Source organism: Streptomyces sp. NPDC038200 (assembly GCF_055600785.1).
On the sequence record NZ_JBVJYH010000001.1, the window covers coordinates 505,963 to 518,853 of the forward strand.

11 protein-coding genes are annotated in these 12,891 nt (G+C 71.7%); 4 read left to right on the plus strand and 7 right to left on the minus strand.

The window, feature by feature from the left end; all coding sequences use genetic code 11:
- Positions 1–106: 106 nt before the first annotated feature.
- Positions 107–1,684 carry a DUF4192 domain-containing protein gene (locus ACZ7KF_RS02115; protein WP_471068460.1) on the minus strand — a complete coding sequence of 526 codons (1,578 nt, stop codon included), beginning with the start codon at positions 1,682–1,684 and terminating at the stop codon, positions 107–109.
- A 142-nt stretch (positions 1,685–1,826) separates the two neighbouring features.
- On the opposite strand from ACZ7KF_RS02115, the gene ACZ7KF_RS02120 reads away from it, so the two are divergent.
- Together ACZ7KF_RS02120 and ACZ7KF_RS02125 are read left to right on the plus strand one after the other, a co-directional pair.
- Entirely contained in the window at positions 1,827–3,992 is a 2,166-nt protein-coding gene (locus ACZ7KF_RS02120) for a RecQ family ATP-dependent DNA helicase (protein ID WP_471068462.1), read from the plus strand.
- Between the two features lie 425 nt (positions 3,993–4,417).
- Positions 4,418–5,038: a hypothetical protein gene (locus ACZ7KF_RS02125; protein WP_471068465.1), complete on the plus strand. Its 621-nt coding sequence runs from the start codon at positions 4,418–4,420 to the stop codon at positions 5,036–5,038.
- 367 nt (positions 5,039–5,405) lie between these two features.
- Here ACZ7KF_RS02125 and ACZ7KF_RS02130 read toward each other — a convergent pair whose 3' ends face one another.
- The 3 genes from ACZ7KF_RS02130 to ACZ7KF_RS02140 form a co-directional block, all read right to left on the minus strand.
- Entirely contained in the window at positions 5,406–6,038 is a 633-nt protein-coding gene (locus tag ACZ7KF_RS02130; protein ID WP_471068468.1) for a hypothetical protein, read from the minus strand.
- Between the two features lie 68 nt (positions 6,039–6,106).
- On the minus strand, positions 6,107–6,808 hold the full coding sequence (locus ACZ7KF_RS02135; RefSeq protein WP_471068470.1) for a ribonuclease HII: 702 nt from the start codon (positions 6,806–6,808) through the stop codon (positions 6,107–6,109).
- Between the two features lie 81 nt (positions 6,809–6,889).
- Entirely contained in the window at positions 6,890–7,513 is a 624-nt protein-coding gene (locus ACZ7KF_RS02140; protein ID WP_471068472.1) for a TetR/AcrR family transcriptional regulator, read from the minus strand.
- Positions 7,514–7,696: 183 nt separating this feature from the next.
- Between ACZ7KF_RS02140 and ACZ7KF_RS02145 the strand changes: the two genes are divergently transcribed.
- On the plus strand, positions 7,697–9,247 hold the full coding sequence (locus tag ACZ7KF_RS02145; protein ID WP_471068474.1) for an MFS transporter: 1,551 nt from the start codon (positions 7,697–7,699) through the stop codon (positions 9,245–9,247).
- Positions 9,248–9,841: 594 nt separating this feature from the next.
- Here ACZ7KF_RS02145 and ACZ7KF_RS02150 read toward each other — a convergent pair.
- The 3 genes from ACZ7KF_RS02150 to ACZ7KF_RS02160 form a co-directional block, all read right to left on the minus strand.
- Complete coding sequence (locus ACZ7KF_RS02150) at positions 9,842–10,747, minus strand: ADP-ribosylglycohydrolase family protein (protein ID WP_471068476.1); 906 nt, start codon at positions 10,745–10,747, stop codon at positions 9,842–9,844.
- Between the two features lie 12 nt (positions 10,748–10,759).
- Positions 10,760–11,419: a histidine phosphatase family protein gene (locus ACZ7KF_RS02155; RefSeq protein ID WP_471068478.1), complete on the minus strand. Its 660-nt coding sequence runs from the start codon at positions 11,417–11,419 to the stop codon at positions 10,760–10,762.
- Between the two features lie 149 nt (positions 11,420–11,568).
- Positions 11,569–12,174 carry a YdbC family protein gene (locus tag ACZ7KF_RS02160; RefSeq protein WP_471068480.1) on the minus strand — a complete coding sequence of 202 codons (606 nt, stop codon included), beginning with the start codon at positions 12,172–12,174 and terminating at the stop codon, positions 11,569–11,571.
- Positions 12,175–12,324: 150 nt separating this feature from the next.
- Here ACZ7KF_RS02160 and ACZ7KF_RS02165 point away from each other — a divergent pair, with 150 nt between their 5' ends.
- Complete coding sequence (locus ACZ7KF_RS02165; protein ID WP_471068483.1) at positions 12,325–12,858, plus strand: TerD family protein; 534 nt, start codon at positions 12,325–12,327, stop codon at positions 12,856–12,858.
- The last annotated feature ends 33 nt before the right edge of the window (positions 12,859–12,891 follow it).

Below are 12,891 nucleotides of genomic sequence, written 5' to 3' on the forward strand. Positions count from 1 at the left end.
CGGAAGCCGCTCCGCCGGCAGGCGTGCTCCTCGTCGGTGTCCGGCGGCGGGCCGCCTGCGCTGTCGGTGAGGGCCGATGCCTGCTCGAACCCTCGCCGGCCACTGCTCATCCCTCCCCCTCGGGTTGCGGGCTCCCGCCCTCCGGCAGAGCGCCACGGGTCGAGACGTCGTCCGGGCCCGTCGCACGGGTGCGCGTGGCGTTCGGCCTCCCGCGGGTGCCGGGCCGGGTGGCTTCCGCGGCGGACGGGCGAGGACGGGCGTCGGCCGGCCTCCGTCGGCCTCCGTTCACCCGGTCCGTGTCCCTCCCCCGGTCCGTGTCACGCCCGCCCTCGGCGTTCGCGCGTCGCGCACGGCGGCGCCGCCGCACGACGCGCGAGCCGGGTCCGGGAGTCCGGTCGTCCCCCTGGGCTTCGGCTCCCGGTTCGAGAGACGGCGTCACGGGCGCTTCGGCGGGAGCGGTCCGGGGTGTCGCAGGCATGTGCTCCGCGGGCGGCGCCGGTGGGCACTGCGCGCTCTCCGCGCGCAGGCAGCGGCGGACCGCCTCGGGGTCGAGCCCTTCGTTGCATGCCTGGTGCAGCAGGCGGGCGAAGAGGTAGTCGGGATCCGCGGCCAGCGCCATGGCCAGCGCCTCCCGCGCCTCCAGTTCGTCCCCCGTGGACCACGCGACCCAGCCCGCGAGGGTCAGCGGTGCGGCGGCGTGCTCGCCGTAGGGCCCGACGCAACGGCGGGCCAGGGCACGCCAGAGCCGGAGGGCCGGGCCCGCTTCGTCGCCCTCCATCCAGGCGGCGGCCCTGTCGCGGGTCGTGCGGTCCTGGAGCCCGAGGATCAGGGCCGCCGCCTCGTCGTCCTGGAGCAGGTCGTCGTCGCGTACGTCCGCCGGATGCGTCCCGGAGACCGGAGCCGCCGCGGCGAAGCGGCGGATGATCCGCTCGGCCAGGCCCACGGTCTCGTCCGCCACGTCCTGGCGGGCCGTCTCGTCCAGGATGCGGGGCACCATGCTCATGCCGGCCGCGTCCAGGGCGATCTCCTGCGCGAGCGCGGCGGTGCTCTCCCGGGGCTGCAACCTGGCACGCAGCTCCCTCAGCGTGCCGCGCACCTGAATGCCGGCGTAGGTGGCCGCCGCGGCGAGCACCGAGGTGCCGGGCAGGCCCATGGGCGAGCCGTCCTCGGGGCAGCAGCCCGTGACGGGGCAGCAGTAGGACCAGTAGCGGCCCGCCGAGATGCACAGGGCCTCGACGACGGGCACGTCGAGGCTGCCGCACTCGGTGCGCATGACGTGGGCCAGGCTCTCCAACCGCCGTTTGACGTCCTGGCCGGACTCCCCCGGGCCCGGTTCCTGGCAGACGTAGGCCACCATCCGCTCGGGCCGGGCGCCGCGCCGCTCACTGCCCGTCACCAGCCCACGGGCGAGCTGCCGGGCGGCGGCCTCCCAGTCCTCCTCGTTCGCCGGGATGCCGAGCCGGGCCCGGCCGCCGAACCGGCCGCGGCCGTCGCTGTCGTGCAGGGCGACGAGCACCATGCTGTCCTCCGGGCGGTAGCCGAGCAGGTAGGGGAGGGCGTCGGCCAGCTCGGCCGGGGTGCGCAGGACGACCTGTGCGGTGTGCTGGACCGGCCCGGTCGACGGCTCCCGCCCCGAGATGTCGTTGCTTTCGAAGGGTCCGGTGGTCTCGCTGTGATTCGTCATGCGCCGACGATCCCGCGGATCTTGAGGTTCCGGTTGAGCCTGTGGATAAGTCGAATCAGGGACACGACAAGATCGCCGGCGTTGTCCACAGACTCGGCCCGGGCCCGCCCGGATGTCAGTCCCGTCCTGTTGTATGGAGCGCATGGAGCACACGAGCAACGCGGATCTCCGGGCAGAGGCCGACACCGTCCTCGCCCGGCTCGTCGGGGATGCCACGGGCGCCGCCCGGCTGCGCGAGGACCAGTGGCGGGCGATCGAGGCGCTGGTCGCCGACCGGCGCCGGGCCCTGGTCGTGCAGCGCACGGGATGGGGCAAGTCTGCGGTGTACTTCGTGGCGACCTCGCTGCTGCGGGCCAGAGGAAGCGGGCCCACGGTGATCGTCTCGCCGCTCCTCGCACTCATGCGCAACCAGGTGGAGGCCGCGAGCCGGGCCGGAATCCACGCCCGCACCATCAACTCCGCCAACACCGAGGAGTGGGAGACCGTCCAGGCCGAGATCGCGGCGGGCGACGTCGACGTGCTGCTCGTCTCGCCCGAGCGGCTGAACAACCCCGACTTCCGTGACCACGTGCTGCCCAAGCTGTCCGCGGCCACCGGCCTGCTGGTCGTGGACGAGGCCCACTGCATCTCCGACTGGGGCCACGACTTCCGCCCCGACTACCGCCGGCTGCGCACCATGCTCGGCGAGCTCCCGCCCGGCGTCCCCGTGCTGGCCACCACCGCCACGGCCAACGCGCGGGTGACCGCGGACGTCGCCGAGCAGCTCGGCACGGGCGGCGCATCCGATGCGCTGGTGCTGCGCGGGCCGCTGGACCGGGAGAGTCTGAGCCTCGGCGTGCTGCGGCTCCCGGACGCCGCGCACCGGATGGCCTGGCTCGCCGACCATCTCGACGACCTGCCGGGCTCCGGCATCGTCTACACGCTCACGGTCGCCGCCGCCGAGGAGGTCACCGCCTTCCTGCGGCAGCGTGGGCACGCCGTCGCCTCCTACACGGGCAAGACGGAGAACGCCGATCGGCAGCAGGCGGAGGACGACCTGCTCGCCAACCGCGTGAAGGCCCTGATCGCCACCTCCGCGCTCGGCATGGGCTTCGACAAACCGGATCTCGGTTTCGTGGTCCATCTCGGCTCGCCCTCCTCCCCCATCGCCTACTACCAGCAGGTCGGCAGGGCCGGCCGCGGCGTCGCCCACGCCGAGGTGCTCCTGCTGCCCGGCAAGGAGGACGAGGCGATCTGGGAGTACTTCGCGTCGCTGGCCTTCCCCTCCGAGGAACTGGTCCGGCGCACCCTGGACGTCCTCGCCCGAGCGGACGGGCCCCTGTCGCTCCCCGCGCTGGAACCACGGGTCGAGCTTCGCCGCTCACGCCTGGAGAGCATGCTGAAGGTCCTCGACGTGGACGGAGCGGTGCGCCGGGTCAAGGGCGGCTGGATCGCGACCGGACAGCCGTGGTCGTACGACACCGAGCGCTACGCGTGGGTGGCCCGGCAACGCGCGGCCGAGCAGCAGGCGATGCGCGAGTACGCCACCACCACCGAGTGCCGGATGGAGTTCCTGCAGCGCCAGCTGGACGACGAGGGGGCCAAGCCCTGCGGGCGCTGCGACAACTGCGCGGGCTCGCGCTTCACCTCCGGCCTCTCCACGGCGGCCCTGGACGCCGCCCGGAGCGACCTGGGCCGTGCCGGGGTGGAAGTGGAGCCCCGCCGCATGTGGCCGACCGGTCTCCCGGCCATCGGAATCGACCTCAAGGGACGGATCCCGGCTGCGGAACAGGCCTCGTCGGGGCGGGCTCTGGGGCGTCTGTCGGACATCGGCTGGGGAAACCGGCTGCGTCCGCTGCTCGCGCCCCAGACACCGGACGCCGCGGTGCCGGACGACGTGGCGCGAGCCGTGGTCGACGTACTGGCCGACTGGGCCCGAGGTCCCGGCGGCTGGGCCTCCGGCGCACCCGACGCCGGGCCTCGGCCGGTGGGCGTGGTCACCGTGGCCTCGCGCAGCCGGCCGCTGCTGATCCGGTCCCTGGGTGCCCGGATCGCCGAGATCGGCAGGCTCCCCCTGCTCGGATCGGTGGAGTACGCCGAGGACGTCCCCCGTGTGCCGCGCAGCAACAGCGCGCAGCGGCTGAAGGCCCTCGACGGCGCGTTGACCGTACCGCCCGCCCTGGCGTCGGCGCTCGCCGAGGCGCACGGTCCCGTGCTGCTGGTCGACGACTTCACCGAGACGGGCTGGACCCTGGCGATCGCGGCCCGCCTGCTCCGGAAGGCCGGTGCGCGGGACGTGTTGCCGCTGGTTCTCGCCGTCCAGGGGTGAGCCACGCGGTGCCGTCGAGTCTCGCCGTCCGGGGACGAGCCACGCATGGCCGCCGGTCTTCGCGGTCGAGGCAGGGTCAGCGCAGGGCCGTCGGCCCGCCCGGTCCGCCCGGTCCGGGAATGAGTCACGCATTGCCGCTGGTTGTCGCCGTACGGAGGCGACCGTGCGGCCGTCCGGGGCCCGGTGGACCGTGGCGGAAGGTCTCAGGCGTCAGCGGCCGAACCTTTGGGTAGGGATATAAGCCACGCACCACCAGATAACAGTCGGTGGCCCCAATTGCTCGTTGCCGCATCCAAGTTCGACAGGAAGAATTGAGGTCCGCTGCCCGCACGGCCCGCCCGTTGTCTGGTTGGGCTCCGCTGCGGTGCGCGCTCCCCCGAATCCGACCTCGCCCGCAGTATGGGCGCGTAGCCGAAGGGAGGAACGTGACCTTCGGATTCGCCTCGTCCTCGGCGGCCTCGTTGTCGACGTCCGCGTCCGCCGCTTCCGCCAGCCGCCTGCTCGAGCCGGCGGAGTGGGCCTCTGCCGGGATCCCTCTGCTGCGCAACCCCCGCGAGGTCGTCAGCGGGCTGCACGCCCGCCATCACCCGCAGCCGCTCACGGCGGTCGTCGCGGTGCTCGACCCGGACGAACGGCTGTGCGCCAGCGCCTCGTTCAGCCGTCGCCCGGCTCCGGCCGACGGCTGGATGTTCCGCAACGCCCTGTTGGCCCAGCTGCGCCGGGTGATTCCCCACGACCTGCGCCGCCGCACCCCTGTGCGCACGGCCGTCCTGCTCTACTGCCGTGACGGCGACGGGCATTGGACGGAGGAGGACGGCGCCTGGATGTGGGGGCTGCGCGATGCCTGCACTCTGCACGGGCTGCGCTGCGGGGCGTACATCACGCTGACGCACGAGGGCTGGCAGGTACTCGGCGAGGGACGCGGCGGGCGGCGGCCCAACGCGCACTCGACACCGGAGCCCTTCGCCACATCGGAGGCGCCGCCGCTCATACCCCGCACCGGCGGCCCGGTCTCCGAGGTTCTGCGCCGGGCTGCGGCCCGCTGAACGGCGTGCCGCCGGCGGTACGGCGGTCCGCACCGACCAGGACGGCACGAGCCGCGCACTCCGCCGACATGCGATGACCCAGCCGGGCCGGGCCGACTCGCGGCGCCTGGAAGCGCAAGCGGCCTCGCGCGCCGGCTCCGGCCGAGCTGCGGGTTCCGCTCCGGCCGGGCCGTGCATGCGCCGCCGTGGCGGCCCGCACCAAGCCCGCCGGAGAGATCCTGCCCGTGTCCCTTGAGGTCGCCGCCAGCCGCCGCCCACCGGCGGAGCGACCGCCGCCCGTCGTCCAGGCATGCGAAGGGCCGCACCGTGCGGAAACCGCTGGAGCGGCTCCTTCGGCACCCTGGTGTCCCAAGGCGCCTGGGGTGGCTCAGACGCCGGCGCCCAGCACCGAGTTGATCTGCTGCGGGTCGCCGCAGACGATCAGCAGTGCACCGGCCCGGGAGTGGGCCAGCGGCAGGGCGGTGGCAGCGTCGGAGGCGGGTCCGCCGTTGACGGCCACGACGACCACCGGGCGGGTCGCGGCGCGCGAGGCGGCGCCGGCATCCGCGTAGAAGACGTCGTCACCGGCGTCGTGCTGCGCCCAGTAGGACGCATCGCCGAAGGACAGTTCGTGCTCGGCCCAGGGGTGCTGGGCACCCGTGGTGAGCACGAGCACGTCGCCGGGGGCACGGCCCGAGTCCAGGAGCAGGTCCACCGCCTCTTCGGCGGCGTCGAGCGCACCCTCGGCCGAGGCCGGGATCAGCTGGATCTGCGGGCTTGCCGCGGTGGCGGCGGGAGCGGCCGGGCCGGAGGGGCCGGGCTGGGCCGGAGCCACCTCACGCGGCGTGCGCTGCACCGGCGCCGTGGGCCGCACAGGGCCGGGACGACCGGGGCGTGACGGGGCCGCGGGGCGGGGTCCGGGTACGGGGCGGGGGGTCGGCGCGGTACGGCCACTGGCCGAAGTGGCGCGGGGACCCTGGGCACTCTCGTGAATCTGAGGCTCCTCGGGAATGAGAGGCATGAGCTGATTTTTATCAAACGTTGGTGCGGCGCGGATGACCGGGTGGCACATCAGTGCGAGCGGAACCGTCAGAAATCGAAGCCGAGCTGACCCTCAATTTCCGGAACGCTTCCGTCCGCCCAGCTGCGGACCTTCTTGAGGTGCCGCCACTGAGGCAACGCATCAAGATACGCCCACGACAAGCGGTGGTGCGGGGTGGGCCCCCACTCCTCCAGCGCGGCCTTGTGCACGGGCGACGGATACCCGGCGTTGTCCGCAAAACCGAAGTGTGCATGGTCGATACCCAGTTCGGCCATCATTTTGTCGCGCTGAACCTTGGCGATCACCGACGCCGCCGCGACAGCCACGCACGACCGATCGCCCTTGATCACCGTGCGCACCTTCCACGGGGTACCGAGGTAGTCGTGTTTGCCGTCGAGGATCACGGCGTCGGGGCGGACCGGAAGGGCGTCCAGGGCGCGGACTGCGGCGAGCCGCAGCGCGGCCGTCATCCCCAGGGCGTCGATCTCCTCGGGGCAAGCATGCCCCAGCGCGTAGGCCGTCACCCACGACTGGAGGGTCACGGCGAGTTCCGTACGTCGCTTGATCGTCAGCAGCTTGGAGTCGGTCAGCCCCTCGGGCGGACGGCGGAGTCCGGTGATCGCTGCACAGACGGTGACGGGCCCGGCCCAGGCGCCGCGCCCCACCTCGTCGACACCGGCAATGACCTTCGCTCCGGTCGTGGCTCGCAAGGAGCGCTCGACGGTGTGAGTAGGTGGTTCGTACGGCATGGCGCCCTTAGCGTACGCCGCCCGGCTCGCCGCGCGACACCCCGGTCGCCCTACGGACACCGGGAGCGTCGACGCGCCCGATCAGGCGCCGTAGGGCCGCAGCAGGGGGAGCATCAGCCGGTCGACCATCTCTTCGAGATCCTGATCATTCCATTCGCTTGCGCACATCTTTGATCGGTACATCATCATGGCCGGGACGGCGTCGAAGACATATCCGTTGGCTGCGTCAGAGCGGACCTCTCCTCGCTCAATGCCACGGACGATGACTTCGCGAAGCAGTCTGACCGTGGGGTCCACCACACTCCCGATGATCACTTCTCCGAAGCGCTCTGCTTGCGTGTGATCGCATTCGTGAATGATCGAGCGGAGCGCGACGCCAGGTCGTGAGTACATGATCTGGCGCACTTGGCGGCACAGGGCGAGCAGGTCCTCGCGCACATTGCCGAGATCCGGGGCCTTCTCCACCCGGGGCAGTCCGGACACCAGGGCATCCGCGACCAGATCCTCCTTGGAGGGCCAGCGGCGATAGACCGCGGCCTTGCCGGTCTGGGCGCCGGCCGCGACGCCCTCCATGGTCAGCCCCTTCCAGCCGACCGTGCTGAGCTGCTCCAGGGTGGCGTCCAGGATGGCGCGTTCCAGCACCGCGCCGCGCCGACGAGGGGAAGCCGTCTGGGCAGGCGCGGCCGTCCAGCGCGAGGTAACCATCTGTGTTTCTCCAGCATGCAAGGAAAGCGGGTGTTTCGGGGCAGTGGGCCGCGCTGCAGCAAGAGGGGGACGCAGGGCACGGCACACGATTAAGTGAACGCTTGCGTTCACTGTCGGGGACTCACTACCGTGGGCGCGACAGTGAACGCGAGCGTTCACTAATGTCTGTATGGGGGACCCATAGTGACGACCTCTCAGCTGCTCAAGGACGATCAGAAACCGGGCGTGGCCCGCCGGGAGGGGCATCCCGGCATCGCACTCACCGTCATCGCGGCCTGCCAACTCATGGTGGTACTCGACGCGACGATTGTGAACATCGCGCTCCCGCACATTCAAGACGCTCTCAAGTTCAGCACCACCGATCTGACGTGGGTGGTCAGCGCGTACACGCTCACCTTCGGTGGTCTGCTGCTGCTCGGTGCGCGGGCCGGTGACGTCCTCGGCCGCCGCCGGGTGTTCATGGCCGGCATCCTGCTGTTCACCTTCGCCTCGCTGCTGGGCGGCCTGGCCCAGGAGCCCTGGCAACTGCTGGCGGCGCGGGCCCTGCAGGGCGTGGGTGGCGCGATCGCGTCGCCCACCTCGCTGGCGCTGATAACGACGACCTTCCCCGAGGGGCCGGAACGGAACCGCGCCTTCGGCGTGTTCGCCGCTGTCTCCGCGGGCGGTGGTGCCATCGGCCTGCTCGCGGGCGGCATGCTCACCGACTGGCTCGACTGGCGTTGGGTGCTGTTCGTCAACGTGCCCATCGGTGTGCTGATCGCCTCGCTCGCACCGCTGTACATCAACGAGTCCCAGCGGCATCCCGGGCGTTTCGACCTCACCGGTGCGCTGACCTCCACGGTCGGCATGGCCTCGCTGGTGTACGGGTTCATCCGCGCGGCGGAGGACGGCTGGCGTGACGGCCTCACCCTCGGATCCTTCGGGGCGGCCGTGGTGCTGCTGTTCGCCTTCGTCTTCACCGAGATGCGGGCGAAGGAACCGATCACCCCGCTCCGGATGTTCACGGACCGGAACCGCTGGGGCACGTACGTGATCATGCTGAGCCTCGCCGCGGCGATGTTCGGCATGTTCTTCTACATCGTGCTGTTCGTGCAGAACGTGCTCGGCTACAGCGCCATCAAAGCCGGTGTCGCCTTCCTTCCCGTGACGGTCGCGATCGCGGTGGGCGCGGGTCTGTCCCAGCGCTTCCTGCCGGCGCTCGGACCCAAGCCGTTCATGATGACCGGTTCCGCACTCGTGCTGGTCGGGCTGGTCTGGCAGACCTTCATCCGGCCCGACAGCACCTACGTGGGCGGCGTTCTGGGCCCCATGCTGGTGTTCGGCTTCGGCATGGGCCTGAACTTCGTGACGGCCACCGTCACGGCCGTGTCCGGTGTCGCCCAGCACGAGGCGGGCGCGGCTTCCGGTCTGCTCAACGCGATGCAGCAGGTCGGAGGTTCGCTCGGGCTGTCCATCCTGACGACCGTCTTCGGTTCGGCCAGCACGGACGAGGCGAAGAAGCAGCTGCCCAAGTTCCTCGCCGACGCGACGCCGGAGCAGCAGGCACAGTTCGCCAAGACGCACCAGTTGCCGGCGCCCTGGGGGAACGACGTACTCGCCCACGGCATCTCCACCGCCTTCATCCCGGCAGCCGCGATGGCCGGGCTCGCCTTCCTGACCGCCTGGCTGGTGCTGAAGGTCCGCAAGGGCGACCTCGACTCCCTGGCGGGCACGACGGGGGCGCACATGGGCTGAACCAGGCCGCGCCGCGCGAAGCCGCAGCCGGCCGGACCGCTGCCGGGGGACACACGGCGCACTCGGCGGTCCGGTCGGCCGCACCACGGCCACCAGCGCACCCGACACGGTCGGAGGCGGCACGAGGGACGTGGGCGGCGCCTGCTCCGATCCCGGCCGCGACAGCGGCACGGGCACCAGCACCAACTGCCGCGGCTGCCGCGGCTGCCGCGGCTGCCGCGGCTGCCGCGGCTGCCGCGGCTGCCGCGTGGCGAACGCCATCTCGCCCCCCTCCGTCACCGTCATCACCGCTGTGCAGGCCCCCGCGATCACGGGCACGAAGCGCGGCAGACACCCGATGAACGCACGGCCATCACGGAGAGTTCCGAGCCGACACGGAGAGTTTCCAGCCGCTCGGACACACGGTGAGTAACCCGGAAGCCGGCACCGGGCAGGCGCCCCGGACGCCGACACAAGGCGAACAGCCCGGGTACCGGCACCGGACGAGCAGCCCGGAGACCGACACAAGGCGAACGGTCCGGAAACCGGCACGGCGGCCGACAGCCCGGTGGCGAAAGCCGTCAGGTGCCCGTCGACAGCCCGGTGGCGGAGGCGTCAGGTGCCCGTGGGCACCCAGTCCGGCACCGCCTCGGTGCGCTGGACCCACTCGGCGGGCGGTGTCCCCGCCTTACCGGCGGCCAGCACACCGCCCACGATCGCGCAGGTCGTGTCGACGTCCCCGCCCACCTGGGCGGTGGTCCAGAACGCCGATGCGTAGTCACCGAGGGCACGCGCGGCCGACCAGAGCGCGAACGGGACCGTGTCGTGGGCGGTCGTACGGCGTCCGCAGCCCAGTACGGCCGCGACGGTGGCCGCGTCGCCGTAGTCCAGCATGTCCCGGGCACGGCGGAGGCCCTGCCCGACCGCGCTCTTCGGCACGAGGGCGATGACGCCGTCGAGGAGGGCCTCGGGGGCGGGCGGTCCGCCGGGGGTGCCGGCCAGTGCCGCCGCCGCGGCCACCGCCATGGCCCCGACCACGGCCTCCCGGTGCTGGTGCGTGGGATAGGCGGAGATCTCCGCCTGGTGGGTCGCCTGCTCGGGGTCGTCCGCGTACCAGGCGCCCAGGGGCGCGATCCGCATCGCCGCGCCGTTGCCCCAGGAGCCCTGTCCGTTGAAGAGCCCGGCGGCCAGCCGGCGCCAGTCCTCGCCCTCTCTGACCAGGCGCAGGAGCCGGTTGACCGCGGGGCCGTAGCCCCGGTCGAAGTCGTGGTGCTCGGCGAAGGAGCGGGCGAGCGCGTCCTGGTCGACGCGGTGGTGGGCGGCGAGGACGGCGACCACGGAGCACGCCATCTCGGTGTCGTCGGTCCACTGCCAAGGACCTGGGGGCAGCTCGCGGCGCTTGAGCAGCGGATAGTTCGCGGGGACGAAGAACTGGGAGCCCAGAGCGTCCCCCACGGCCAGTCCGCGCAGGCTCGACAGGGCGCGCTCCAGGCGCCCGGGGGAAGAGGAGTCAGCGGTCATCGCTCTGCCACTCTATCCGTTCACCCAGTACGAGACCGGCTCACGCCAGCGTGCGAAAGGCCGGTCGAGTGCGTACCTGCCGTCCTCCCCGAGAACGAGCATCCGCATCTCGGCGTTCCCGGGATTGGCGAGGGACTCGAATTCCGCGACCGTCCAGTGGAACCAGCGCATGCAGAACAGCCGCATCGCCAGCCCGTGGGTCACCAGGAGGACGTTCGGGGGGTGGTCGGGCGCCTCGAAGCTGCGGAACAGGCTCTCCAGGAAGCCGCCGACCCGGTCGTACACGTCCGCGCCGGACTCGCCCTGCGGGAACCGGAAGAAGAAGTGCCCGTACGCGTCGCGGTAGGCCTTCTGCAGGCGCACATCGTCACGGTCCTGCCAGTTCCCCCAGTCCTGCTCGCGCAGGCGGGGCTCCTCCCGGACGCGTATGAGGTCGGGGTCCAGGCGGAAGGCGCCGAGCGTCTCGTGGGTGCGGCGGTACGGGGAGACGTACACGCTCACGCGTTCCCGGCCGAACAGCTCGCGGAGCCGTTTTCCGGTCTCCTCGGCCTGCCGCCGGCCGCGCTCGGTCAGCGCGAGGGCGTGGTCGGGTTCGCGCTCGTACACGGAGTCGTCAATGTTCCCGGTTGACTCGCCGTGCCGGACAAGGACGATGCGCCGTGGTCGTGCCATGCCAAAACCCTAGATCGAACGACGGGTGATCGAGCACTCACAAGGGTCCCATACAGCGTATGTCACATCAGAACCGCGCCCGGAGCCGCTCACGGACAGGCCGTTCGGCGACCCCCCGGGAGTGCGTTTGCTCATCAAACCAATGCTGCTCAGACCGTCCAGGACGGCTCCATGTCCACGATGTCACCGGAGAGAGCCGCGACGTCCGCCTCGGTCTGGGCGCGCAGGGCGAGACGTTCGACACGCTCGGTGCGGTACTTGCCGTGCTCGGCCGCCGACCGCCACATCGACAGGATGAGGAATTCCTGCTCGGGCGCTTCGGCGAACATTCCGCGGATCATGCCGGGCGAGCCGGCCATCGCCGGGTTCCAGACCTTCTCCTGCATGAGCGTGAAGTGCTCGACGCGCTCCTCATGGATGCGACACAGGGCCACGCGGATCAGGTCGGCGTCGGTGAAGCGCGGCTCGAAGCCCGTCTTCACGTCGAAGCGGTACTCGAACAGCTTGGCCTGGGCATCCTTGAAGGTGCCGGACTGGGCGGCGGCCAGGCGGTCATGGGAGCGGGCCATGAAGGAGTCGTAGAAGGCGCGGCTCTCCCAGAAGGCGAAGAGGTGCGCCACTCCCGGCCGCTGCCGGCTCCAGCCCCCGCCCTGCCCCCGAAATCCCGGCTCTCCCAGAAGCCCCGCCCATTTTCGCTGCCCCCGCTCGAAGCCCCGGCGGTCCACCACGGCGCAGCGAATCCACTTGACCAGCACCGCGCCATCGTAAGGCCACCGGGCGTGGCGTCGGTCGGTCTCCGGTGGAGATCGCCCGCACATACGCCCCCTCGCGCGTGGCACGATGGACAAGGTACCCCGGCCGATGGGGAGTTGGGGACGAGAGCCACAGGGGGAAGGGACAGCCTGGTGACCGGCGTCAGCAAGGGAATCCGCAAGGTCGAGGTCGCGCTCAAGTGGGACCCCAGTCCGGCTGGTCGGCCGCCGACCGATCTCGACATCGTCGCCGCGACGTTCGTGTCGGGTGACGCGTACGGGGCTCCGGCCTATCTGGTGCACTTCGACAGCCGCTCGCCGGACGGCACGATCCTGCTCAACCGCGACAGCACGGACGGCAAGGGGTTCGGCTGGGACGAGGTCATGACGGTCGAGCTGGACCGCCTCGACAGCCGCTACGCGCGCGTGGTGGTGGGTGTGGTCATCCAACAGCGTTCCGACCACAGAACCTTCGCCGACGTGCTCAATCCGGCCGTACGCGTCCGCGAGGGCTACACCGTGCTCGCCGAGGACGACTTCGGGTCGGTCCTCGGGGCGACGGCCGCCGCGATCGCCGAGTTCGTGCGGGACGACTCCGGCGAGTGGACCTTCCGTCCCGGTGTCCACGGCTTCGACGAGGATCCGGCGACCTTCACCCGGGTCATCGGCAGGGCGCACCGGCCCTGAGTCCCTCGTTCCGACCGAACACGGGTAAGGGGC